Source organism: Pseudoalteromonas sp. SR44-2, assembly GCF_014163745.1.
Classification (GTDB): Bacteria; Pseudomonadota; Gammaproteobacteria; order Enterobacterales; family Alteromonadaceae; genus Pseudoalteromonas; species Pseudoalteromonas distincta.
The window spans coordinates 171,969-198,857 of the sequence record NZ_JACJDW010000001.1; the positions used below are offsets into that span (position 1 = coordinate 171,969).

General features: G+C 39.3%; 19 protein-coding genes. 6 read left to right on the plus strand and 13 right to left on the minus strand.

Annotated features, from left to right (window positions below; translation table 11 throughout):
* Positions 1–53: 53 nt before the first annotated feature.
* A complete protein-coding gene (locus H5115_RS00720) occupies positions 54–3,023 on the minus strand; it encodes a TonB-dependent receptor (RefSeq protein ID WP_182753076.1) in 2,970 nt (989 codons plus the stop codon).
* A gap of 191 nt (positions 3,024–3,214) precedes the next feature.
* Here H5115_RS00720 and H5115_RS00725 point away from each other — a divergent pair, with 191 nt between their 5' ends.
* Positions 3,215–4,672 (plus strand): polysaccharide lyase family 1 protein, encoded by a 1,458-nt coding sequence (locus H5115_RS00725; RefSeq protein WP_182753078.1) that lies wholly within the window; start codon positions 3,215–3,217, stop codon positions 4,670–4,672.
* Between the two features lie 41 nt (positions 4,673–4,713).
* Here the strand turns inward: H5115_RS00725 and H5115_RS00730 are convergent, their stop codons facing one another.
* From H5115_RS00730 to H5115_RS00775, 11 genes are all read right to left on the minus strand, one after another.
* Positions 4,714–5,670, minus strand: coding sequence for an alpha/beta hydrolase (locus tag H5115_RS00730; RefSeq protein ID WP_182753080.1), 957 nt, complete (start codon positions 5,668–5,670; stop codon positions 4,714–4,716).
* Between the two features lie 6 nt (positions 5,671–5,676).
* Complete coding sequence (locus H5115_RS20095) at positions 5,677–6,006, minus strand: hypothetical protein (RefSeq protein WP_182753082.1); 330 nt, start codon at positions 6,004–6,006, stop codon at positions 5,677–5,679.
* A gap of 47 nt (positions 6,007–6,053) precedes the next feature.
* Positions 6,054–6,920, minus strand: coding sequence for a glycoside hydrolase 43 family protein (locus tag H5115_RS00740; protein ID WP_182753083.1), 867 nt, complete (start codon positions 6,918–6,920; stop codon positions 6,054–6,056).
* Positions 6,921–6,923: 3 nt separating this feature from the next.
* A complete protein-coding gene (locus H5115_RS00745; RefSeq protein ID WP_182753085.1) occupies positions 6,924–8,135 on the minus strand; it encodes a glycoside hydrolase family 105 protein in 1,212 nt (403 codons plus the stop codon).
* Positions 8,136–8,245: 110 nt separating this feature from the next.
* Positions 8,246–10,795: a glycoside hydrolase family 88 protein gene (locus H5115_RS00750; protein WP_182753087.1), complete on the minus strand. Its 2,550-nt coding sequence runs from the start codon at positions 10,793–10,795 to the stop codon at positions 8,246–8,248.
* Between the two features lie 49 nt (positions 10,796–10,844).
* Complete coding sequence (gene uxaC / locus H5115_RS00755; RefSeq protein ID WP_182753089.1) at positions 10,845–12,293, minus strand: glucuronate isomerase; 1,449 nt, start codon at positions 12,291–12,293, stop codon at positions 10,845–10,847.
* Between the two features lie 91 nt (positions 12,294–12,384).
* A complete protein-coding gene (gene eda, locus H5115_RS00760; RefSeq protein WP_182753091.1) occupies positions 12,385–13,008 on the minus strand; it encodes a bifunctional 4-hydroxy-2-oxoglutarate aldolase/2-dehydro-3-deoxy-phosphogluconate aldolase in 624 nt (207 codons plus the stop codon).
* 13 nt (positions 13,009–13,021) lie between these two features.
* Positions 13,022–14,494, minus strand: coding sequence for a glycoside hydrolase family 28 protein (locus H5115_RS00765; RefSeq protein ID WP_182753092.1), 1,473 nt, complete (start codon positions 14,492–14,494; stop codon positions 13,022–13,024).
* A 242-nt stretch (positions 14,495–14,736) separates the two neighbouring features.
* Positions 14,737–14,871, minus strand: coding sequence for a hypothetical protein (locus tag H5115_RS20100; protein WP_259396299.1), 135 nt, complete (start codon positions 14,869–14,871; stop codon positions 14,737–14,739).
* Between the two features lie 8 nt (positions 14,872–14,879).
* On the minus strand, positions 14,880–15,359 hold the full coding sequence (locus H5115_RS00770; RefSeq protein WP_259396300.1) for a TonB-dependent receptor plug domain-containing protein: 480 nt from the start codon (positions 15,357–15,359) through the stop codon (positions 14,880–14,882).
* 562 nt (positions 15,360–15,921) lie between these two features.
* Positions 15,922–18,636, minus strand: coding sequence for a TonB-dependent receptor (locus H5115_RS00775; RefSeq protein WP_182753094.1), 2,715 nt, complete (start codon positions 18,634–18,636; stop codon positions 15,922–15,924).
* Between the two features lie 414 nt (positions 18,637–19,050).
* On the opposite strand from H5115_RS00775, the gene H5115_RS00780 reads away from it, so the two are divergent.
* The 5 genes from H5115_RS00780 (at position 19,051) to H5115_RS00800 (ending at position 25,388) form a co-directional block, all read left to right on the plus strand.
* Entirely contained in the window at positions 19,051–19,809 is a 759-nt protein-coding gene (locus H5115_RS00780; RefSeq protein ID WP_004334891.1) for a rhamnogalacturonan acetylesterase, read from the plus strand.
* A gap of 257 nt (positions 19,810–20,066) precedes the next feature.
* On the plus strand, positions 20,067–21,062 hold the full coding sequence (locus H5115_RS00785; protein WP_182753096.1) for an LLM class flavin-dependent oxidoreductase: 996 nt from the start codon (positions 20,067–20,069) through the stop codon (positions 21,060–21,062).
* 283 nt (positions 21,063–21,345) lie between these two features.
* Positions 21,346–22,359, plus strand: a complete 1,014-nt coding sequence (locus H5115_RS00790) for a patatin family protein (protein WP_182753098.1) — start codon at positions 21,346–21,348, stop codon at positions 22,357–22,359.
* Between the two features lie 440 nt (positions 22,360–22,799).
* Entirely contained in the window at positions 22,800–24,206 is a 1,407-nt protein-coding gene (locus H5115_RS00795; RefSeq protein ID WP_182753100.1) for a sodium:alanine symporter family protein, read from the plus strand.
* A 138-nt stretch (positions 24,207–24,344) separates the two neighbouring features.
* On the plus strand, positions 24,345–25,388 hold the full coding sequence (locus H5115_RS00800; protein WP_182753102.1) for a patatin-like phospholipase family protein: 1,044 nt from the start codon (positions 24,345–24,347) through the stop codon (positions 25,386–25,388).
* Between the two features lie 114 nt (positions 25,389–25,502).
* Here the strand turns inward: H5115_RS00800 and H5115_RS00805 are convergent, their stop codons facing one another.
* Positions 25,503–26,723 (minus strand): hypothetical protein, encoded by a 1,221-nt coding sequence (locus tag H5115_RS00805; protein ID WP_182753104.1) that lies wholly within the window; start codon positions 26,721–26,723, stop codon positions 25,503–25,505.
* Positions 26,724–26,889 lie beyond the last annotated feature (166 nt).

The following is a 26,889-nucleotide window of genomic DNA, read 5'->3' on the forward strand; positions in this document are numbered from 1 at the left end:
TCATTAACGCGTTAATTGTGTGTGAAATTAACGTTTTTCATTATTAGTAGCTGTTAATAAAACTTATAATTCATACCTAACTGGAACGTACGACCATAATCTTCACGTTGATAGAGGATTTCACCACCGGATAAATCATTACCTTTGAAATAACGTAAATCTGATTCATCGGTTAAGTTAATCGCGTCAAAATACACGCTGAGGCTTTTCGTAAAGTCATATTTCACTTTCATATCAAAGGTTAAGATATCGTCTTGGTAGATATCAGCCCATGACTTACAGGTATGTGGGTCTGATACAGAAGCTGATACGGGACAAGAGCCAACCTCTTCAAGAATATCTGAGCGGTAATTACTAATTAGACGCAATGAGAATGACTCATCTTCCCAGCCCACCGCAATATTACCGGTAACGTCAGCCTGACCAGGCAGTGGCATTTTATCATGACGAATAGTGGCATCGAGCTCAGCTTCACTTTTTACAAATGTCATATTACTTTGCCAAAATAAGCCATTCTCAAAGAACTGGTTGTAACTCAATTCAATACCATAAACAGTCGCTTTATCGCCGTTTAAAGTTATATCGACCTGATTAAGAACAAGATCTTGTGGAATTGCAAAGTCAGACACTTGATTAACTGGTAAAGTCAGTGGTAATTCGTCTATCCCCATTTGAATACCGGTGACATCGACGATGAAGTTATCGATATTTTTGTAAAATACCGCAGCTTCCATAAATAACTCTTTTGATGGATACCAGCCAAATGATGCATCAAAGTTGTCAGATGTCATGGCTACTAGATTAGGATTACCAACTTGTACTGCGTTATCGGGTCCTAAAATATAACCTTGAAGGTCAATGGCGCTCTGTCCATCTGGCGAGCTGTAACAGTTGTTCGTTGTTGGATTGCATAGGCTTATGTCGTCATCAAACTTAGCAAAACCACGAGCTTGTTTAAAAGAAGGCCGGGTGTAACTGGTCCATAATGAAGTACGTACCAAAATTTGATCGCTCGGCTCATAGCGAACATGAATACTCGGGAAAAACTCACTATAGGTAATTGACGATTCAGGTAGTGGGATTGCTAAATCAAGCATTTTGTCATTGCCAAAATCCCAGTCATCGTTTTCAAGCGACATAAAACCAGTTGAAGAAAACTCAGTATGCGCATAGCGTACACCGGTAATAACACTGACTTGCTCTGATAGCTGCAGCTCAGTCATAATATAAGCTGCGTAGGTATCTTCGTATAAGGTATAGTCTTCTTTGGTGCTGTCAATTGACACCTCGCCACCGGTGGCACTGTCGCGCGTAATTTTAGTTGAGTCAACTATGTACTCAAGGTCTTCGTTGCTAACAAAAGGATAGCTAAATAAGCCACCTTCAGGAACCGCAAAGTTATAATCAGTAACATTTGAGTTGGCGACGGTAATACAGGTTTCATCCGTTCCACAATCGAGTGGGTTTATTGCATAGCTCCAGCGATCTTTATCGCGGAAATGTTCGCGTTCGTTGTAAGTACCACCAATTTTAATAAAATTAAGATACTCAATATCAAAGTCTTTTTGCAAGTTTAGCTTGATACTTGTGACTTCATCAGTGCGTACACTGTCTTCCATAAATAAGTTGTCGTATTTCATATTTGATAAATCGCTGATATCACCATCGGCTTCACCGGCAAAAACATCATTGTCTGGATCTAACGCAAAACCACCTAGGGCAGCAGCTTCTTCAGGAGTAAGCACCTGTGCAACAATATTATTTTTAGTTGCTTGACCGTAGACGATATTCTCACGCTCACGAAATTGCACGCGACGATCACCCACAGATTTATCATCTGTTTTTGAATACGCATATTCATAATCTACGCGTAAAGTGTCGGTAATATAGTTTTCACCACCGATACTGTAATTGGTTGTAGTCGTTTCACCTTCCTGAATGAAAAATTGGTTGTAAATATCGATATCAGACAGGACAAACTCTTTTGTATCAGCATTTACATAAATAATTTCATCTGCTTGGTCGCCATTATAAAAGTTATAAAACTCTCTTTGTGCGACGTCATCATCAGTGTAATTAGAGTAGTTACCTCGTATGTAATAAAAACTGTTTGCGGTTGGCTTAAACTCAACATTTAGAGTTGCGGTGGTACGTGTTCGGTCAGCTATTTCACGGCGGTTTTCGAGTTGCGCGGGGATCAATATTTCAGGTGCCACACCTAATTGCTCTTCACTGAGGCCAATGCCACCTTGTAAAAAGTTTAATTCTCGAGTGCTATGATGGCGTACCTCATCTACTTGATTTTTCCTATCTTCATAAGAAAGTGCAAAACCAACGCCTATTTTTTCTTCTAAGAATAGCTGTGTGCCATCAAGGCTAAACTTCGGCGAGTGTTCTTCTCTGAGTTCACTGTATGAATTTTGCAGCTTCATTTTTAGGGTGTTTTTACCACGGTCATATGCTGAGATAGCTTTGACGTTTACTGCTCCACCTATCGAATTTAGATTCATATCAGGGGTAAGGGTTTTAAATACTTCAATGGCTCCTAATGAATCACTAGTGATGCCATCAAGGCCAATTTTACGTTCATCACCCGCACCAGATAGTTCTGCACCATTCATGCTCACCGATACGAATTTAGGGCCTAAGCCCCGAACTGCAATATATTTACCTTCACCTTCACTGCGCTCTAAAGTGACACCTGGTATCCGACGCAGTGACTCAGCAACATTTTGGTCAACAAAGTTACCCATGTCATCCGTGGCAATCACAGAGCTAAACGCTTTGCTGTCACGTTCCATAGCGCGTGCTTTTAAATCAGCTTGGTAAACACCCGTTACAGCTATTATTTCTATATCGTCTTCAACAATTTGTGCTGATTTGGTTGGTTCTTGTTCAGCATTGGTTGTGGTTTTTTGTGTATTATTTTCTACCTTTGGCTGTACAGGATCGGCCGTTTGTGCATAAAGTGGCATAGCTACCATTAATGCTGCTGCGATCGTGCTTAGTCTCATGCTCTTCATCTTTGTTCCTTTTCCAGGCTTTTAATTGTGTGTGCAAGATATGCGATTCCCGTTGATTTAAATCCCAAGCTTGCCACCGGTGGCAAAGTGGAATAACATGAAGTTAACACTGTATTAATAAAACTGTCAATTTACATATTGACAATTTTTTATTTTAACCAGCATTAAAAACGAAATAGCCAAGGAACATTATGCAAGTTCTGAAGAATAATAATTTAAACTATCTCAATATCGTAATACTAAGCATCATTACTGTGTTGACGGTTTTTGTTTCGACTAATTTATACTCTGCACAAGTCAATACAACATTGGCTTTTCCAACGGCAAAAGGATTTGGTAAATACGCAACAGGAGGAGTTAATGGCACGCTTTATAGAGTGACTACATTGGAAGATAATTTAGAAAAGCCGCAACCAGGCAGCCTTCGCTATGCAATTGTGCAAAAACATCCTCGCACTGTCGTATTTGCGGTATCGGGTGTGATCAAATTGGAAGGGGAACTTAAAATATCTCATGGTAATATAACAATCGCGGGGCAAAGTTCGCCAGGTGGGATTGCCATTGTTGGTGCTCCTGTGACGGTCTCATCCGCAGATAATGTGATTATCCGCTATATGCGCTTTCGCTTAGGCACATTTAGCTATGCTGATGATTCATTAACGGTGCGTAATAGTGAGAATGTCATTATTGATCATTGTTCATTGAGTTGGTCGGTGGATGAAGCCGCGAGCTTTTATAATAACCATAACTTTACGTTACAAGATTCAATTATTTCACATAGTTTAAGCCATTCAATTCACCCTAAAGGCGATCATGGTTATGGTGGCATTTGGGGCGGGGCAAATGCGAGCTTTATTAATAATATAATTGCCAATCATGCCAGTAGAACTCCTAGGCTCAATGGTCATAGGCTAAAATCACCGTATTCACAAAATGAAGAGTTTGTTGAGCTTATCAATAATATTATTTTTAACTGGGGACATAATAATGTTTATGGATCAGAAAATGGTCGCTTTAACTTGATCAATAATTACTATAAGCCGGGTAAAGCAAGTAAGATCATGCAGTTTGCTGATATTTGGTATTCCCCAGAGATCAAAGAAAATCAGGCATATATTATGGGTAATGTACTTGAGAATAACCCACAACTGACTGAGCATAATTATTTAGGTGTAAATTATCGCAAAGCGGTTAAAGCAAAACGCACTATTCGTGATGAAAATAGCCAGTGGTTAAGTGATCAAGCAATTATTACATCACCCATGCAAACAACGATGGTTTATGTTAGTGCAAAGCAAGCATTTAGTGATGCCATTAAAGGGCAACATATAGGTGCAAGTCGTAATGCACATGGCTATTTCCATGACAGTATTGATACGCTTGTTTATCAACAGCTCACTGATAGTGTCACGATAAAGAAAAATGGTTTGATTGATCATGAGTTTGAGCTAATTGGTAATTGGGATGCATATAAACAGGAATTTACAGGGGCTCCCGCAATCGTTGATGCTAATGAAGATGGTGTTGCGGATGACTGGTTCAAACAGCATCAGCCGCAATTAAAAAATGCAACTACAGCACAGGTTTTGCAGCAGTACTTAAATTCACTTAGCAACAAAGAAAGTAAAAGCTTTGATGACTTAAAATAACCATTAAGCCATCAATACTTTAATTTTAACAACAATAATGATCAATGAGTTTTAGCAAATTGTACTGTTAAAAAGTCATCAATAACGGTGGTTGTAGGCGTTAACCACGGCTGGAATAACCAAAATGAATGCGGCGCATCATCGAACTGGTAAACTTCACTGGGTATATGTAACTTTTGCAACTTTTGTATTGCGCTGTCTCGACCTGCACGAAAGCGTGGCACTGAGCTATTAATGAAAAGTGTTGCAGGCGCGTTTTTATCAATATAGAAAATAGGCGATGCGCCGCGCCAACGCTGTGGGATAGTTTCATACCTACCCCCCAACCACTTGCTGGCTGAAGTGACGGCTTTGGCTGGGTTGTTTTCAAAAGGTAGTGCTTCAGAAGACGTGAAGTCACTTAAGCCATCTATATTGATCAGCGCTTGGACATTAAATCGCTTCGAGTTAGTGTCGCTGCTACCCACAATTCCGCCGCTGTAAGCTAACAGCGCGGCTAATTGGCCACCTGCAGAGCCGCCCGATAAAGCAATCTTAGTGCTGTCTATATTATACTGAGCAGCATTATTATTAAGCCAATGAAACGCACTTACTAAATCCTCAACTGCTGCAGGATAAGGCGCTTCCTCGCTGAGGCGGTAACTGGGCGCAGCAACAATATAACCGCGTTCTACCAGCGCAATTGCAAGTGCTATCATTAATGCGGGGGTGCCTGATTGCCAGCCTCCCCCGTGGATCAATATGATCAAAGGCGCTGTTTGTGTTTGCAGCTTTTGCTGATAAATATCTAAAGTCTGTGCACTGTTTTTAGTTTGCTTGTAAACCAATGCTTTATGAGCGATGACAGAGTCAGGAAGTGTCGTTGCGGGCACCTGCATGTGTGGATAGTGTTTGATTAGTTTTTTATAAGTATTTGCAACGGTGTAATCAGCTGCTATGCAGGGCTGAACACATAGCAATAATATGACAATAAAGTTCAACTTTTGATGTTTAAACATATTCATTTAATCCAAAGTGTCGTAACGGGCATAGTCAAAATCGGTATAGCTGCTAGCGCCAGGAGTTTGCGACAGGCTAAATAAGCCTAACTTAGCTCCTACCCAGCGGCCTTTTTTAGCTTGGAAGTGTTCACCAATAATTTGAAACTCAGCACTTGTAGCGGTGCTATAACTAAAAATGGCTGTGGCGCCTGGTTGTAGAACGACTTTTAGTTCAAGATAAGGTTGTGTCAGTGGTTGTTGCCCTACGATACTTTCTTTACAGCCTTTTCTCGTATTAAAACAGTGCACATAGACTAGCTGTTGCTCGCCAGTAGAAGATGTTTTGATACCCATCCATACGCTTGTTTGCTTTGAAAGTGAATAAACCAGTCCTCATCAAATTAGGTGTGAACCCACGCACCTTGATGAGGACCGTTGATCACTGAATTACCTTGGGCCATGACAATTTTGGCTTCATAGGGACCGGTAATTTTTTTTGCTCTAAATACCGATTGCCAACCTAAATCTACGCCACCAGCAGGCGCAAAAATATAGTAATAACCGTTACGTTTATAAAATTTAGGATCTTCAATGGTGCGATATCCAGGGTGATTTGTACCATCGACAATGTGTGTGAATTTGTCACTGACCCAACTTGCGTCATCTTTCATTTCACGTAGCGTGAGTACATTATTAAAGCCAGCACGACTTTTTGCCCATACATGTATTAAGTAGGTTTTACCATTGTCGTCCCATAAAGGTGCCGGGTCGATCAATCCTTTACCCGCTAAAATAAGCTGTGGTGTTGACCAAGTTCCAGCAGGATCATCTGTTGTGGTTACATAAATACCAAAATCAGGATCAGGGTAAAAAATCCAAAATTTATTATCATGAAAACGGATTGTGGGCGCCCATACGCCGTTGCCATGTTGTACTTTTGCAAAGTGGGCTTGTGGCAGCTGTATTGGCAGCGCATAATTAATTATGCGCCAGTTGACTAAATCGGTAGAGTGTAAAATAGGCAAGCCAGGTGCAGAGTTGAAGCTAGATGCTGTCATGTAATAATCGCCATTAACAGCAACCACATCTGGGTCGGAATAATTGGCATGCAAGATTGGGTTTTTATATTCGCCATTACCTAGATCTGTTTGCCACGGACTTTGAGTGTGTGTTGGCGATAGTAATTGCGACTCTTTTGCATAACATTGGCTGCCACTTAAGCAAACAACCAACAGTGCTAAATAGAAATAGTATTTGTTGCTTAACATCGGTTATTTCTCCATTTCTAAACTAGCAAGAATAAAAGACCCGACTGCTTTAGGATCGTTCGCACGTACATTTTCACTAATGTAATAAGCAAAGCTGCCATCTCGATAGGGTTTTCCGCCAAGTCCTGCTACTTCACATACTTGTTGGATTGATAAGGTGTTATCTGCTTCAGGTTTAATAAAGTTGCTAACTACTGCATTAAAGGTGTTTTTTGCAATCGCTTGGTAGCTATCAGACAAGCAACCTTGATTAACACCTCTTGCAATCGCATAGCTGAGCATAGCACTGCCTGATGACTCTAAATAATTGCCGTGTAATTCACCTTTATCTGTAACTTGATACCATACACCGGAGTCAGAACGAAGTTTTAACATGTTATCAATTAATGTATTAAAGCGCTGTGATAGCCACACTTTTTTAGGGTAATCATTCGGTAGTTGATCTAATACATCAACCATTGCCATAACGTACCAACCGATAGAGCGCGACCAATGATTAGGTGATTGTCCGGTTTTTTTATCTGCCCATCGCTGTTGTTTAGATTCATCCCAGCCATGTACAGGTAGCGCGGTGTCACTGCGATAAGTATGTTGTTCAATTAATTCAAACTGTTTTATAACATCATCATACTGATCTACTGTTCTAAAACGGCGGATATATTCGGCATAAAAGGGCGCTGCCATATATAAACCATCAAGCCACATTTGCGAGGTATAGCGTTTTTTATGCCAAAAGCCACCATCAACTGTGCGAGGTTGTAATTTGAACTGTGCATATAAAGTATCGAGGGCAAGGCGATATTTACGGTCTTTTGTTTCATCAAACATAAAAAACAGTAACTTGCCGGCATTGAGCATGTCGAGATTATATTTACTCATTACGTAGGTTTTAATACTGCCATCTTCCATTACTAAAGTGTCTACATATTCTTTAATGTAATTGAAATAGCGTTGCTCTGGTTGATGCTGATAGAGCTTAGCAAATGACAGTAACACTAAGCCATGGGTGTAGTCCCAGCGCGGTTCAGTGCGCCAATCAATGGTGTACGCCTGTGGATTACGAGTCATCTCAGAGTTAGCCATTTGCACGGCATAGCTCAGTGAGTTGTTATTATTTTGCGCAGACACATTCATTATTGAGCAGAATAAGCAGCAGATAAAAAATGAAATAATATTTTTATTTGCGCTGTCTTTATTGGTTTTAATTATACGCATCATAAATCCTTATGAGCTTAGTGTGCTGATGTTGTTGAAGGGAAGTGAGTGTTAGCCGGTAAGCAAAAATGCGATGAACTTTGCTTACCGGCTGACTAATCTATGACTGGTTAGTTGTTACCAGCTAGAAGCTTAGCTACTTCAAGGCTTGCTAGAATGAAGGGACCATTTCCTTTAGGATCATTATTGCTGACCGGCTCGCTCATATAATAGTGATAACTACCATCACGGCCAAAGCCAAGGCCTGCAACATAGCATTGGTTGGTCATACTCACCGTGCCATCACTATGGACTAATGTAAATTGGTTAAGTAAACCTTGATACGCTGCAAGCGCGGTGCCTTGATAATCAGCATCGATATAGCCATTATTAAGTGCTTTTGCATAAAAGTAAGCGAACATTGCTGTTGCAGTTGACTCTTGGTAGTTACCTAAAGCCGTTGGTTTGTCTAAAACTTGCCACCATGTGCCGGTATCAGTATCTTGAACTTTGGCTATATCAGTGGCCAACTCTTTTACCATGGCGAGTAAGGTATCGCGTTGCTCTGTGTTTTTTGCTGGGATGTAATCGAGTACATCAACCACTGCCATAGCGAGCCAACCCATACCACGGCCCCAAAACTCTGCGGAAACACCGGTTTGTTTATTCGCCCATGCTTGCTGTCTAGATTCATCCCAACCGTGATAGTACAACCCTGTCTTTGGATCGCGTAGTGCTTCGCGAGTGAGCTTAAATTCGTTTACAACTTCTGAAAAGGTTTCTTGTTGCTGGTGGCCCGTTTCAAATAAGCTACCGTACTGGGCTAAAAAAGGCATACCCATGTAAACGCCATCTAGCCACACTTGATGTTGATATTTGTTTTTGTGCCAAAATGCGCCTTGTGAGGTACGTGGCTGTAACTGTAATTGTGCTCGTAAAGCTTTTGCAGCCAATAAGTATTGTTGCTGCTGGGTATCTTGGTATAGCTGAATAAGGTTGCGACCGGGTGGAATATTATCAATATTAAAATTGCTTTGTTTATAGGCGCTGATTTTCCCTTGCTGATCAATAAAGCTGCCAGTAACTTTGGCAATCACATCCTTATAAGCTTGCTCATCAGTTGCCAGCCCTAATTGATAATAAGCATAAGGTTGTAAACCGATAATGTCGTATTCAAACTTTGGGCTGCGCTTACGGTTAACATCCCAGCCATTGTCATGGTAGCCTAGTGTTTTTCTTTTCAGCTCTGAATCGGCAAGGGCGCGGGCCCATTCAAGGGCTAATTTATCATTAAGCGGTTGCGTCGTTTTTTTTGCTGTAACTGTGGTATGCAAAGTAATGCGTGGTTTAATAGTCAATCTTTCAGCTTGTTGTTCAAGGTACTCAATAAAGCTTTCTTTATCGTTGATACCACTTTCAGGTTGCCACACTGAGGCAAAATAGTAATCTGCATGCTGTGTACTTTGTCCTTTTGGTTTTAGTACTGCAAGGTAGTTATTTCTATCTTGGCGTACGTCAATAACATCGCCTTTTTTAAAGAAAACCGCCATACCTAAAGCTGATTTATCTAAACTTTGATTGCCCCAACTGGCAATATAACTGTAGCCATAATTACTCATTGCATCGAGATCACCTTGAATAAACTCAGTCTCAGGGTGTTTGACCACACCGGCCACTAAATTAGACAAGTCTTTATCAGTGCTCAGTTCTACATGTGCTAAACGTGAGCCGCCATGCATACTAATATTGGCGGTTAAATCTTGCTGTTGATAACTGTTTTGCCAGCCTTGATACTCAATTTGGATACTGGCGCGTAAATCACCATTCTCAATAATCCGCGCTGTGCGTTGGTTCACATCAGCGACATGTTCCAGCTCATCATTACTACCCAGCAAACCAAATCCGCCAGCCCCTAAAGACTTACCGACTTTGAGAATGTCCATTCCCCAATCTTGTTTGTCATGATAAGAGTCATAACCATCAAGGCCAACAGTATGTAACACGGGGGCTGCGCTTAATTTACCAAAAATGTCAAAGCCATTGCGCCAATCAAGGTAAAAACGATAGCCCACTTTATCTGACTCAATACCTGGGCCTTCGTATCGGATCCAGTTTGAATGATCGGTGTAATAATCTGGTGGGGAAAGTTCTTGAACATTTATGAAGTTGCCACCAACATATTCTTTTTTGCCTGTGCCAATTTGGTGTTTTGGCGGACGAGAATGAGGCTGCCATTGACCACCTTGCTTATGGGCAAGATCAGCTTGAACACGTTTTGTTTGTTCTGTGATTACTGGTTTACTTTGCTGTGTAATGGTGACTTCAATCGGTTTATCATTTAAATCGACAATAAAATACACACCATCAAGTTCACCGTCTGAGTTAATATCTACAGCTTGGCTAGGTAACACTTGCTGCGCTGTTTTTACAGTTAAAGCAGGAGTTTGGCTTAGGCCTAAATCGTAATAGCTAAGATAGATTGGCTCATTAGGGCGCTTAAACGAAGATGGATTAACAATGTCCACTTTAGCAACTAGTGCGCTACTGAGAGAGTTAGTCTCACTTGCTTGCAATGGTTTTTTAAGGTCAGCTTGTTCTTGGCAGGCAGCCAGTAAAAGGCCAGAGCCTAGAGCTGTTACCATCATAATGCGCTTTGATAACAGTGATGTTTTTAAAGTCATGGTGTGTCCTCAATGGTTGAGCCACTTAAATTAAGTGGCTCTATTATTGTTATTTATCGAGATTATATGCTTTTTTCACTAGCCCATAGGTTAGTTGGTAAGCCAGTGTCTGCGCAGTGCTTTCACTAATTTGATGATTAGCTACTAATTCAGCCAAGTATCGGCAGTCAACGCGGCGTGCAACATCATGGCGAGCGGGGATAGATAAAAATGCACGGGTGTCGTCATTAAAGCCAACTGTATTGTAAAAACCTGCTGTTTCAGTTGTTTGCTGTCTAAAACGTAGCATACCTGCTGGGCTGTCATGGAACCACCATGCTGGGCCTAATTTTAGGCTAGGGTAGTGACCTGCTAGTGGCGCAAGTTCACGACTATAGGTAGTTTCATCTAACGTAAATAAGATGATTTTAAGATCCGGGTGATTCCCGTATTTACTCAATAGTGGTTTTAACGCATTTACGTATTCAGTTTGGCTTGGAATATCACAGCCTTTATCACGGCCAAATTGATCAAATACCGCTTGGTTATGATTACGATGGGCACCAGGGTGAATTTGCATCACTAAGCCGTCTTTAATGCTCATACCTGCAAGTTCAGTAAGCATTTGACCTCGGAATAACTCTTGCTCTTGCTCAGATGAATTGCCTGTTCGGCATTTTTCAAATAATGCTTCACACTCAGCTGTAGATAAGTCAGCAGTTAATGCAGTAGGGTGGCCATGATCGGTTGCTGTTGCACGGCCTTCAATACGGAAGTAATCACGACGTATTTGAATTGCTGCTAAATAACCTTGCCAAGTTGATGTATCTTGGTCGGTTATCTCACCAAGTTTAAATACGTTGTCGATAAAATCTTCACGGCTAGCATCAACCACATCATCAGGTCTAAAGGTGGTGATAACACGTTTTGCCATTGCAGAACTTGCAATTGCGCGGTGGTGCGGGAGCTGATCAAGTGCCCCCTCTGTTGTCGCAATTAGTTCAATATTAAAGCGGTCCATCAGTGCATGAGGCTTGAACTCGGGTGTTGCTAACGCAGCTGTAATTTTTTGATAATAGTGCTGACCATTTTCAGAGCAAAGTTTTTCTGTAAAACCAAACACATCACTAAATACCGCATCTAACCAATAGCCACTTGGCGTACCTGCATACAGGTGATAGTTGTCAGCAAAGATTTGCCATACTTTTTCAGGAGCTACTGCTTTTGAACGTGCCATATCGCCTTGCAGACCATGTTCTGGCACGCCTAAATCAGTCATTGGTATCCCTTGACTATATAGCATTCTAAATACGTAGTGATCGGGTTTTATAAATAGCTCAGTTGCATTGCCGAAGTTTTCATTTTCATTAAACCAACGTGGATCAGTGTGACCGTGTGGACTAACAATCGGTAAGTCTTTAATTAATTCATATAACTTTCTAGCGATAGCAACGACGCTAGGATCACTTGAAAATAAACGATCTGGGTGCAACTCTAAAGGTTCGATATTGCTCGGCATTGAAGATTCCTTAACTGTTCTGTTTATATTTTGCTACCGGTGGCATATAAGGGTAAATTACACTGTCAACGTATGGCAGTCAATATGTTAATTAGTTGTTGTTTAGTACCTGAAGGCAGGCTTGAGTGATTTTTTCATAGTCTTTACTTTGCACCCATTGTGGTTGTGCAATCCATGTACCGCCTACGGCCATCACATTGCTAAGTGCTAAATAGTTTTTAAAGTTTTGCTCATTAATGCCGCCTGTAGGGCAAAAGCGAATATCAGCAAATACGCTGCTGACTGCTTTTAAAAACTGTTCGCCACCACACAAAGAAGCAGGAAACAATTTTTGCTCAGTAAAGCCATATTCTTTAGCAAGTAAAATATCTGCGGTGTTTGAAACACCCGGCACAACAGGGACCGACGATTGGCTAAGGGCATCGAGTAACCGTGGCGATATAGCAGGCGTAACAATAAAATCACTGCCTGCGGCAAGGCTTTTTGCAAGTAACGTTTGATCGGTAATGGTGCCTGCACCTACACATAAATCGGGCAGTGCTTTTTTAATCGCGATTAATGCGTCAAGTGACGCTGGCGTGCGCAGCACAACTTCCACTAATTGGATACCCGCCTTATGCATCGCGGTTGCAATAGCGATACCTTCTTCACTACTATTTGCTTGTATTATAGGCAGGATTGGTTGCGTGCCTAATAATGTTGAAAACGCGTTCATACATCGGTTCCTATCATGATTGCTGTAATTGCGCCATTGTCAGTGGCTGTTTGTTTAAAGTGACATTATCTAAACTCATATTATTTACATGAGCTACGATTGACTGACTGCCTACTTGGTCAAAATGGCAGTTTTTAAAATGAATATCGTTAATTGGTGCGCGTTCAAAGCCATTAAGATAAAACGCTTTACTGAGTACATTTTTACAATGTAAGTTTTCAATTTGAATATCACGAACTGTTGGATCGAATTGTCCTGCATCGCCTTCTTCATAATAGAAGTTGATCACAACAGCGTTTTTAACGGTGCCAACGTCAACATTACGAATGCGTATATGCTCGATCAAACCGCCACGTACTGAGTTAGTTTTGATACGAATAGCGCGTTCTAGATGCGGGCTGTCCATAGTACAATTTTGCACAAAGACATTGTTTACACCACCTGATATTTCGCTACCTATAACCACTCCACCGTGGCCTTCTTTCATATGGCAGTTTTCAATAACAATGTTTTGTGAGGGTACACCGACACGTCTTCCGTCTGCATTTCGCCCTGATTTAATCGCGATACAGTCATCACCGGTATCAAATACACAGTTTTTGATATGTACATGATCGCAGCTTTCTGGGTCACAACCATCAGAGTTTGGCCCGTGGCTTGAAAAATTAACCTTATCAACCGTAACACTTTTGCATAAAACCGGGTTCACTAACCAAAATGGCGAGTTTTTAATTGTTACACCTTGGATTAAAATATTTTTACATTTATACGGTTGAATAAAAGGGGGACGTAAATAGGCGCCGGTACTGTATATACGTTCGCTTACTGGCACACCAGCTTCGGCATCAACCATCAACTGATCGCGTGCTTCACGCTGGTGCAATACTTTACCTTGGCTATTTTTAATTAAATCCCAATGGCCTTCCTTGTGTGGTCCCTTCCAAGGCCACCATGTTTGGTTATCGCCATTTCCTTGGAGTGTTCCTTTACCTGTGATGGCAATGTTTTCTTGCTCAAAAGCATAAATCAGTGGTGAGTACCCCATCATTTCTAAGCCTTCCCAGCGAGTAAATACTTCTGGTAAGTAATGAGTGGGATCAGTGCTAAAGCTCACTATTGCGTTATCACTGAGGTGCAAGTTAACGTTTGATAATAAATGAATCGCACCAGTGAGGTAGGTACCATCTGGAATATAGACCTGACCACCTCCTTGTGCGTGACAGGCTTCAATGGCGCTTTTAATGGCCTGTGTGCAATCATATTGGCCATTTTCTTTTGCGCCAAAGTCTTTAATATTAAATTGTTTAGCAGGGAAGGTCGGTACTATAATCGCTGATTTGATTTGTGCAGCCATTTGCCAATCATCAGCGCTAATGGGTGCGTCAAAAATATTGAGCAAAGGGGCTGACTTACAGCCAACTAAGGTTGCAGTTACCAACGTGCTAGAAGCCAATGCTTTAAGAAAATACCGTCGTTGATTGTTCATTTTTGTATCCTGCTGCTGAAATTGGAATTATTATAATAGGCTAACATTAGCAGTTATTGCCACCGGTGGCAATGTCATTTTACTACTTAGTTTAAATTATCAAAGATTTATTGTTTTTGAAAAAGTTATTTAAAATTAGTAACTAATAAAATAATCGACAGTAAAAACCATCGATTATGCACGGGGGGGAGTATTATATTGCAGACATCGCTTCAATTAACGAGGCTATGTGTTGATTAAGTTTAGAAAGTGCCCCTTACACCCACTAAAAACTGGCGACCTGATGACAGATTTTCATAAGGGCTAGGGGTATAAATATCATTCCACATATCTTGTTTTTCATCTATTAAATTAACGGCTTCAAATGAAACACTCATTTTTTCTGTTAACTTGTAGCGAGCATAAAAGAAGCACGAGGCGATACATCCTCATCAACATCACTATAACGAGTATTGACATTGTAAGCCCCTTTAAAGCCATCATATTGAAATGGACGCGCCGTTTGTAAGTTAACACTGCCTGAGATGCCACCGTCTTCAAGTTCAGCAGAAACGGTTTTATTAATATCTATTTGGGTAAACAGTTCAGAGGCAAATACATTAAAATTAAATGCACGAGATGTATTTGAACCACCCGCAGCGTCTGTTGCAGCACCAGCAGATGCCGACTCCATACCATTAATTGTGGTTTTGACGTAACGAGAACCCAAACCGCGAATGGTAATTTGACGACCTTCACCTGCATCCTCTTCAATAGAGATACCAGGTACACGCGAAAGTGAGTCAGCAACATTTAAGTAAGGAAATTTACCAATATCTTGAGCTATGATAGTCTCACGTGTACCAACGGCTTCACGCTTAGTCATTAAAGCGGCATTGATACTACTGCGAAAACCTTTTACTTCGATCACTTCAAGTTGATCATCAACTTACTAAGTTTAAAATTGTGTGTGCTGGTTGTCATAGTGGTTCCACGTTCTACTTATTGTTATTAAGTTAACATGACTTGAATTAGTGTGTTTGTCATGTACTTGTTCTGATTCTTATTACACCTAACCTAATAATTCATAATGGGAAAAAAGCGAGAAAGTATGTAGCGAAGTATTGATTAATTATTTTTGCTACAGGTGGTATAAGTGAGAAATATAATGTTATTGATGTGATGTCAAACGAAAAAAATAATATAATTCATCTTTAATTTACATTTTCAATGGCGTGCGAATACCATTCAAGTGCAACATTATCTATAAGCACTGTGATTTAACTGATTATTAGCCATCGGCTGCACTACGTTTTAATTATAAATAACTGGTGCACTACGTTTTAATTATAAATAACTGGTGCACTACCTTAGTCATAGAAAAACAGCTTAATTAAAATGTTAATTAAGCTGTTTACTTTAGGGGAATTTAAAGTTTAAGCATTGCTTTATAAGTTGTAGCGTATTCCTAAAAAGTACTGTCGACCGGTATGATTATATTCACGAGGTAAATCTAAACTACCATCACCCGTGGTATACAGGCGTTCATACTCATCGGTAAGGTTAATTGCTTCAAATGTTACGGTTACATTTTCATTAATATTATAAAAGGCTGATAGGTCAAAATGTGTTGGACCAGATGTCGCTTCTTCAGCATTACCATTGTTACCTGTGTAATCAGTGATGTAATTGTCGCGTTTATTCACTGAAGCACGAGCGCCATAGTTTTCTTCTTCATAATACAGGGTAAAGTTATAAGAATTTTTAGAAAGACCCGTAATTTCACCTGCAGAGACATACGTATAGTTAGACACTAACCCCATATTTTTTAACAACCCAGGTAGGAATGAAAAAGGTTGCTGATAAATAAGTTCAAGCCCTTTAATCACAGTTCCTTGACCATTTACAGGGACGAAATGTGTGTAAGGGGTAGTTCTAGGATCGAGTGCACTTGATGGATCATATTGCGGATCATTATCAATAAAGGGTAAATAAGCAGGATCGACGAGTTTTTCTTCACTATCACTTTTTATAAAAGAGCCAATATCTTTGTAAAACGCTGTTGCTGCTAATAGCGACTCTTCTGCAAAGTACCATTCAACACCAACGTCTGTATTGGTAGAGGTGAATGGGTCTAAGAATGGGTTACCCGCACTAACAGTGCCGTTTAAATAAGAAAACGATGGATTACCAGGGTTGAGTGAACTCAAACTCGGGCGGGTCATGGTTTTAGATAAACCCAGCCTTACAATCACATCATCGGTTGCATCAAGGGCTAAATTTAGCACTGGTAAAATATTGTCATAGCTATTGTCGATTGATACCGCATCAGTTTGAATAAAACCTGTTGATGTGGTTTCAGTTTTTACATAACGAACACCTGCATTAGTTCTGAGCAGCATACTTGAAATTTCATACTCAAAATTTGTTTCGATGTAGGCAGCCATTGTTTCTTCTTCAACTTTCCAGCTCTGCGCACTGCGTGGCACCCACTCTTTAAGTAAAAGCTGTGAATTTATTGCATCAAAATCAGCCACTAGAAAGGGTGATAACGTGCCGTCATAACCGGTGCCAAAATCATCGTAGGGTATTAGCTGAGAAAATCCAGCTGCAGAATCTTGATCAGGAAAACCGTTTATTTGTGATTCATCGTAACTAACCGTTCTGTCGTTATAGGCTATACCGCCTTTGATATTCATCATATCCATCTCGTATGATAAATCAATTTTAGCGGTGTCATTTTCGCGCAGTACATCTGTTGCACGTAAGCGCCCATCGGCTAAATCAAAAGAGTTGGCATCTAGAGTATCGTAATCATAATTCATTACAGCGGTATTATTGCTGGTGCCAAAATCCATCGATACTCTATGAGGTGTGTTATTAGTCATGTTATAACGATACTGTTCAGAGCGAGCATCCGATTCAGCAGTGCCCACCATAGCGTCTAATCGAAGGTAATCAGATAAATGATATTTAGCTGAGAATACGTATTGTTGAAATTTTGTTTTTGAAATCTGCTGACGGCTTTCTACTCGAGATTTAACGCCGTTAAATGTCGCTGCTTGGACCTGTTTTCCATTGTCAGAAATCGTAATCGATTCAGGAGTAATTTCGCTGAATGTGTTTCTAAACATCTCGAAAAAGTTGTACATAGTACGGTCATTATCAAGAGTTGAATGTAATGTATCTAGTGTAAGGACCAGATCATCGTAAGGAGCATATTGTAATGAACCGGTAAAGCCTAAACGTTCTTGTTCATTACCAAAAAAATCAGGGCGAGGCAGGCGAGGCGTATATAAGCAGTTCACAGCATCGACTGTTTGACCTTCGAACTCACAGTCCCCTGTATTGGGTGTGCCAATAACTTCAGTATTAGAGGTGTCAGCATAGATACCGCCACCATCGAGTACGGGGGTGGTCCAGCGAACTGTACCAAAGCCTTCTTGGCGTACGGTGCGTTCAGATTTTGCGACAGAGAATAAAGCCCCGATTGTATCATCAGCAAATGTGTTGCTGATCATAAATACCATCCGTGGGTCGACTTCTTCAGTGAGGTCGTTATAACCGGCTTGCGCGGACGCTGCAACATGAAAGCCTGTTGTGTCAAAAGGACGTGCAGAATACATATCAACAGTACCCGCTATACCACCTTCTTCAGTTGAGGCCGTGGGCGTTTTTTGGATATCAACACGATTAAATAGTTCGGATGCAAATATATTAAAGTCAAATGCACGGCCACCGTTTACGCCGCCACCAGAGTCGGTGCCATCGGTACTAGCAGGTACTTCCATACCATTAAGTGTTGTGCGGGTAAAAGCCGGACCTAAGCCACGCAACGTAATTTGACGTCCTTCACCACCTTCACGAGAAATAGCTACCCCAGGAATACGTTGTAATGATTCTGCGATATTCAGATCAGGGAATTTACCAATATCTTCAGCCGCGATGGATTCAGTGGTATTTACTTCAAAACGTTTAGTTGCTAAGGATTTATTTAATGATGATCTAAATCCAGTTACTTGAATTAACTCTATGTCATTTTGGGCTTTAGTATCTGTTTGTGGCTGTTCATCGGCTGCGATTGCATACGATGTTGTGCCCAGTAGTAAGGCACTAACAATGCAGTTAAGTGGTTTGAGAACGAACTTATTTGCAGTCTTCATTGTGTGTTCCTTTTTTATGCTGTTGATTTGAGCTTTTATTTTTATCACTTTATCTAGCCAGTAAAATGTAAGTCTATGATTAAAATTCATAAAACTATTATTTTAATCGGTAGCGATATCAGGGAAATAAAATTGCTACCGGTGGCATAAAAATCAAGTTATATCTAAAAAAGCGTATTGTCAAACCTAATAAATTACATTTTTCATACTTCATTTACATTTTTTGCAGTAAAAGTACATTAAGGACTGGTTTAATTTTATTCAGCACCATGATTTAACTTGTTATTTGCCACCGGTGGCAAATGATAGTATGTTTATAATGACAATTAAGTAAATTTATTTTTCACTTAATTACAAAAGATAATTTAATAAAGAGCTAAACTGATTTTTTAAAAACAACAAAGAGCGAGTAGAATGGGAAAATTAATTGCAGCAATATTTACCATGATGAGTTTTTCAAGTATGTCAGCAACTACTAAAGTTCAGCTTTTTATGGCAGGGGATTCAACCATGTCAATTAAAGAAGTGAAGGATTACCCTGAAACAGGTTGGGGAATGCCCTTTAGTATCTTTTTTAATGACAGCATCGACGTTAAAAATCGTGCTAAAAATGGTCGTAGTACACGCACCTTTATCAGTGAAGGCTTGTGGGCAGGGATTATAAATGAACTTAATAAAGATGATTTTGTGATCATTCAATTTGGTCATAACGATCAGTCAAAACACAAAGTGGACCGTTACACTACACCAGAGCAATATAAGCAAAACCTAGTTAATTTTATTGCTGCAGTAAGAGCAAAGCAGGCACAGCCATTACTGATGACTCCGGTAACGCGTCGTAATTTTGATGAAAAAGGTCAGATCAAAGACACCCATCCTATTTACGCTGATATAGTAAGAGATGTAGCTAAACAGACTGAGGTCGATTTTATTGACATGGAACGAGTGACCCAAAAGTATTTTCAAAAGCTTGGTGGGATCAACTCACGCTTACGTTTTATGCATATAGCACCTAACTTGCATCCAAATTACCCTATGGGCGTAGAAGACAATACCCATTTCAATGAACTCGGTGCTCGAGAAGTTGCTCAATTAGTATTAATAGAAATGAAAAAAATAAATCATCCACTCGTTAAGCAATTACGCATACCTGATCCAAAACATTTAAAATAAAAATAATTTTTATAAATCATATTGTTATGTTTGATACAGCTAATAACGTGTGTAGTTTATTTATGTATTGTAATTGCATTGAATGAGTGTAAGTGCATCTAATGCAATAATCACTCTGCACTTAGCTTAATAGACAGGATCAATTGATTAGTTAAAATCAATGATTGAATTAACCACCCAGCAGACCCATTAATGGAATGATGGTTAAATTATTTTGACTATCTTCATCACTTAATTAAAGGCAATGAGGAGTACGCATGTCTGGGTTATCTGCAATACCGTTTTCTTTACTTGAGCTTAGCCCAATGAAAGAAGATGCCACCGTCTCAAGTACTCTTGCAAATAGTGTCGCTTATGCACAAAAAGCTGATGAACTCGGTTTTAACCGATTTTGGATGGCTGAACATCATAATATGCCGGGAATTGTCTGTGCGGCAACCTCTGTATTAATTGGCCACATAGCAGGGCAAACTAAAACTATACGAGTAGGTGCTGGTGGCGTTATGTTACCAAATCACCCGCCACTGATTGTTGCAGAGCAATACGGCACATTAGAGAGTTTATACCCTGGGCGTATTGATTTAGGTTTAGGCCGCGCACCAGGTAGCGATCATATAACCAGTCGTGCTCTGCGCCGAGATGAACGACGCGCTGAAAACTTTGCCGATGAAGTCACTGAACTGCAAACTTTATTAGGCCCTTACGATGGTAGTCACCCTGTTCGCGCTATTCCTGGTGAGAACACAAACGTTCCTATTTGGTTATTAGGCTCGAGTTTATTTAGCGCGCAACTAGCGGCGCAAAAAGGGTTACCGTATGTATTTGCAGGGCATTTTGCACCGCGCTTCGTGCACGATGCAATAGCATTGTATAAGCGCGAATTTAAAGCATCAAGCGTAATTGATAAGCCATACGTAATGCTTGCACTGCCTTTAGTGGCAGCAGACACCGACGATGAAGCGCAATACTTGTCGACTACTTCTAAGCAACGTGTACTCGAACTTATACGCGGTAACGAGCTGTGGCTAAAACCACCTGTTGAAAGCATGGACGGGTTGTGGAGCGAACAAGAGCGCGCCCATGTAGAGAATTTTTTAAGCCTAAGCGTAGTAGGCGGACATGTAAGTATTAAACACAAGTTAGAGATGATAGCGAAACAGCTAGAAGTTGATGAGTTTATATTTACCAATGATGTATTCGATAGTGAAAAACGCCACCGTGCACTCGAAATTTTAATGGAAATAAAGCACTAAAATATAGTTAGTTAAGCAAGCGTACACTCTGGGCTTGTTAACATACAGACATCATCAAAAGTTAAACTTTTTTAACTCATTTTATTAACTTTAAGTGATGTCTGTATTTGTTATTTAAATATTCAAAGTAAATTTGATTGCTATTTTTAGTATATATTTTGCTTTATATACCGTTCTGTTTTTTCAATTGAACTGATTTAAACAATCAATTTTAAGATATCACTTTTGTTTTTTATAATGTAGCTATTAAACCAGACATCATAAAATTAAAGGCAGGTACACCGTGAACTCTCTAAACACCGCAACAGCTAATTCAGTTAACAAAACAGCGCAGCCAAAAGTTGCTCTGATTGCTGAAGGTGGCGGGCAGCGAGGGATATTCACAGCTGGCGTACTTGATGCGTGGTTAGAGCAAAGCTATGACCCTTTTGATTTATTCATTGGTACTTCAGCGGGTTCACAAAACTTAACTAGCTACTTAGCGCGTCAAAAAGGCTACGCTAAACGCCTAATTAGAGGACTTTCGCGTAATAAGCGTTTTTTTCAGCTTGGTCGCGGATTAGTGGGTAAACACATAGTTGATTTAGATTGGTACTTTGACAAAACCACCGAGGTAAAAAGAGCCATAGATTTTAAAACAGCTAAAACGAGTTTAGGCGCGCGTGAACTACTTATAACAGCCACTAATGCACGGGACAGAAAAGCTTATTACTTATCGCCTACAGGTGAGAGTGGCCAATGGCGTGATTTGTTAAAGGCTTCTAGCGCGCTCCCGTTTTTATACAAACAAGGTGTAAAGTTAACACCTTGGTTAAACGCAAAAGCAGCGAATGAAACACATCTTGTTGAAGAACAAGCACAGAACGATTTTTATCTAGACGGTGGTTTAGCCGCTCCATTACCAGTGCGTGAAGCTTACAACCGAGGCGCTCGTAAAATTGTTGTAATAAGAACGGTTGACGCTAATTTTCAAGCTCAATCTGCATGGGTACAAAAGCTAAGAGCATTTGCTATAGCATCAGGCTATTGTCCAAAAACATTGGACTACTTAATACAGCACGAGAAAGCGTATTTAGATGAGCTTGAGTTTATTGCAAACCCACCAAGTGATGTAGAAATAATACAAATTTTTGCAGACGAAAAACTGCATAGCAAATTATTAGGTAGTTCAAATAACGATTTACGTTTTGATCATAAATTAGGCTTAGATGCCGGTCGCTCATACTTAGCAATGCAAAATTTACAGATTAACAGCAACAACCATTACAGTGCACCTACACAATACAGCTATAACTAAGTAATACAGCGATAGCCAATTAAATATAATTTAAAAAAAAGCGCATAACTTCATGCGCTATTTTTTTGCCATTCTTAATCCTCATTACGCCTAAACCTTACTGCATCAAAATAAAAACTATTGCATCCCGCACGCATACGCATACGCAAAACAAAATACTGAATTTTAAAAAGATATTATTGATTTTTTAACTAATCAATATAAAGTGTGGTTGTGATTTATTATTCACATTTATAGAAATAAAATTCAGTATTAAATGTGCTTGCTTACAGATTATTAAACACCAATACACACTTAAATATGGGGTAAAGCCAAACTTAAACACTATTATGTTTAATGCATAATGAGCTGCCGGAGTTTTTAAGTTAAGTAGCGCTACATGCAGAGTTTAAAGTCGGTGCTAACATAAAGTAAAAGTATAAAATAAAAAGGGATTAGTAATGTTCGATACCGTCGTCAAAAGCGTAAACAACCTTTTATGGGGAGAAGGTCAGGTACTTATTTATATACTCTTGTTTACGGGAGTATGGTTTTCAGTACGACTAAAAGCAATTCAAATACTTAAATTTAAACATATGTTTAGCCTTTTAAAAGGCAGTAGTAAATGTAAAAAAAACGACATTTCCTCATTCCAAGCGTTGTGTACAGGGCTTTGCGCACGAGTAGGTACCGGTAATTTAGCCGGTGTGGCAGTGGCAATTTCACTTGGCGGCAGCGGAGCTATATTTTGGATGTGGGTAATAGCCATATTGGGTATGGCTACAGGCTTTGCCGAAAGCGTACTTGGGCAAGTATATAAAGTACGCGATAGTGGTGGCGAGTTTAGAGGCGGCCCTGCGTATTATATTCAACAAGGTTTGGGTAGCCGGGCGTTTGCAATTGTGTTTGCCGCGTGTTTATTTTTAGGTTACGGCTTTACGTTTAGCGCAATGCAAACGAACACAATTACCGACGCACTTAACTACGCGTTTGAAGTTCCTACATTTTATTCAGGTCTGGTTATTACCGTACTAGCAGGCTCAATTATACTCGGTGGCTTTAAAGCAATTGCCCGATTTGCAGAGCGTGTTGTGCCAATAATGGGCGTTGTGTTTGTACTTGCCGCCGTTATTATTACGATTATAAATTTCACGCAAGTACCCGCCATGCTTAAAGATATATTTTTATCGGCGTTTGGTTTACAAGAAGCCGGAGCGGGTGCAATGGGCGCAGCTATTAAAAACGGTATTCAACGTGGTTTATATTCTAATGAGGCCGGTGCAGGTAGTGTGCCGCATGCTTCAGCAAGTGCCAGCCCAATTCCTAATCACCCTGTAACGCAAGGTTACATACAAATGCTAGGCGTATTTTTCGATACAATCGTACTGTGTAGCTGTACCGCTGTGATCATTTTATTAGCCGATATAGACATAAGCGGTGAAATGGAAGGCATTCGTTTAACACAAAGCGCGATGACCGCTCACTTAGCACAAGGTGGTGTTTACTTTGTCGCAGCTGCTATTACCTTATTTGCTTTTACATCGGTGGTGGCAAACTACGCCTATGCAGAGAGTAACTTGCACTTATTTAAACTCGACAACAAAGTAGGGCGCGGCATTTACACTTTGCTTTATTTATCAATGATGTTGTGGGGCGCGTCGGCCACATTAAAAGAAGTCTGGGATTTAGCCGATATTGCCTTAGGGTTAATGACAGTGGTTAACGTTATCGCTATTATACTGTTAACGCCGACTATTTTGTCTGTTACGAGCGATTACCACGCACAAAGAGACAAAGGTTTAGAGCCCAAATTTAAAGTAAAAGATGTAAAAGTACAGGGCAAATGCGAAGACGGCATTTGGGATTAATTCACGTACTTTAAGCACACTTAACTATAAAAAGCGGTTTTATGGCAACATAAAATCGCTTTTTGTTTTGCATAAGTATTCACTTTCAGTGTTGTAGAAATAACAGAAGCAACCAAAATAAAAGGCACAATTTTTTAGATGATCGAGATTCACGCAGGGAAAACAGCGGCTAAAATTATTAACGAACAGGGCTTTAAACCTGAACTTTTCACCTCTTTTTTAGGTGCAAGTGGCGGTCCTAAATGGTTTACCTTATTTGGGTTGGATAAGTATATTTTTGGTGAATTTTTTAAAAACCGAACCCGGCCACTTAATTTAATTGGCTCATCTGCCGGCGCTTTTCGCTCTGCGTGTTTTGCACAAAACGATCCCGTTGCTGCCATTGAGCGCTTAGCAAAATCGTATTCGCAAACCCGATACTCAAGTAATAAACCAACGCCCGCTGAAATTACAATAAAAGCGCGCGCATTACTTGAAGATGTTTTTGGCGATAACGGCGTCACCGAAATTATAAATAACCTAACATTTAAAGCGCACTTTATAGTAGCAAAATCGAATGGCTTTATTGCCAGCGAAAATAAATTAATACAGTTAATGGGTTTATCAAAAAGTTATATGTTAAACCGCGTTAACCGAAAATTATTAGGATCACAGTATGAGCGCTTTATATTTGGCCCAGCAACAAGTGACTTATCAATTACCGACAGCTACAATTTTAAAACGCAAAACATAGCGCTTACTCAAAATAATTTAAAAGACGCGTTACTTGCATCGGGCTCTATACCACTTGTTATGCAAGGCATAAAAAATATTGCAGGCTCGCCGCAAGGAATATATCGCGATGGTGGAATTATTGATTACCACTTTGATTTAAAAATTAATAATCCAGGACTCATTTTGTATCCGCATTTCAATTCAGAGCCAAAAGCAGGGTGGTTTGATAAAAACCTAAAGCGTAAAGTATCGCCACTTAATTACGACAACGTGGTAATGCTAGCCCCATCCAAAAATTTTGTAGCAAGCTTGCCGTACGGAAAAATTCCAGACAGAAACGATTTTACCGATCTTGATGCAGACACGCGTATTAAATATTGGAATACCGTTTTTAGTGAAACTGAGAAATTGGCTGAAGCATTTGATAAAGAACTCAATAATAAAAACTTAGATTTAAAATTTTATTAGGAATCTTTATGAAATCCAAGTAATTACCTCTAGTGGTATAGTTTCAAGAGCGCAAAACACTATTTATCAATATATGAGTTTGGTTTTGATAATTTTATGTTTCAAGGTGTAAAACTATTGTGATTTAGAATGAAACCTTCTGAAAGTTTTGACTAAATGGTACAAAGCTGAGGCGTTAAAAGCTCTTGATATAATATCAAGAGCTATAAAATTACTAGTTAAATTACCTTTAATAACACCCCAATTAGAATAATGTGTGTTTAGGTGTAATGGGTTTAGTAAAACAGTTATATCGTGAAGGGGTATTAATTTTGCCGGAAGTGACAAATTTAATAAATGAACTGTTGTGAGATTTATAACGACTAGCCAAAATACCGGAAGTAACCAATTTGTACAATGATTTGATATTAGCTTACTAAAAATAATAATAAGCTTGTCTGAGAGATTTGAGTACTTTAATAAACTATCTAAAAAAGATCTGTTAAATTTTTGAAACTCAGCTGAACCATTCGTAATTAGATTTGTTATATCTCTAAAATAATCTAAACGCTCACTAGCTGTCATATTAAGAGCTTTAGATTTCCACTTGCAATCAGAACACGTTAATTCTGAAATGTTATTGTTTAAATAAATGAATTCATTATAAGTTGAAAAATCTGAATCATTAAAATTGCTCTTTCCAAAACGATTATGACCCATATATAAACGGCCAGCATCAGGAGATTTGTTACCTATATGATCCATTTCAAAGTAATCAAAGTTTAAGAACTCTTCTATATATATAATCCTAACTCCATTATAGGTAGCTATACTCAAGAAGCCAGAGTTATGAAGCTGCGATATTTCTAAATAATCAAGCCTGTCGATTCTAAATATAATATTCGTAGTTAAATTTAGAGAAAGCAAAAGTACGGTATTAATTTCTGTTTCCGCGATGAAATTAAGAGAAGCAGGCAACTGGGATGAGGCATCAATTTCAATTTTCTTTATTTTAGAATATTCAAAGGTTATATCATCTATATTTGAAATATCTTTAAAGCTCAAATTTTTAAATTGGCAATACCTAAATGATATTGATTGTCCGGATGGAAGGTTTAAGTGTTTAAAAGATTCTGAGTCTCCGATTTCAAAATTCTTTGTCGAAAATGAACAATTTTCAAAGTACAAATCTGTTTCTATCATTTTAGGGATAGAGTTAAAATTTTTTAGGAATGTTACATTCTTAAAGTAATAATCATTATCTTTTATAAAAGATATGATCTCGTCGTATTCGTTTTTAAAATTGAAAATTGGCATAAATAACTTAGATTTTTTACGCATCAGAAGGCGTGTCATGAATAATTACTTATCCAGAATAACTGGATAGCTCAACTGTAATATCCAGCAATTATTACTGTAAATCAATAAAATATTGATCTTAATTGGAAGGAGATTGTTGTTTTTAATATTTTATTATTTCAACCCATAAATTACGTTATGTTAAATTGGTTGGGTTTTAATA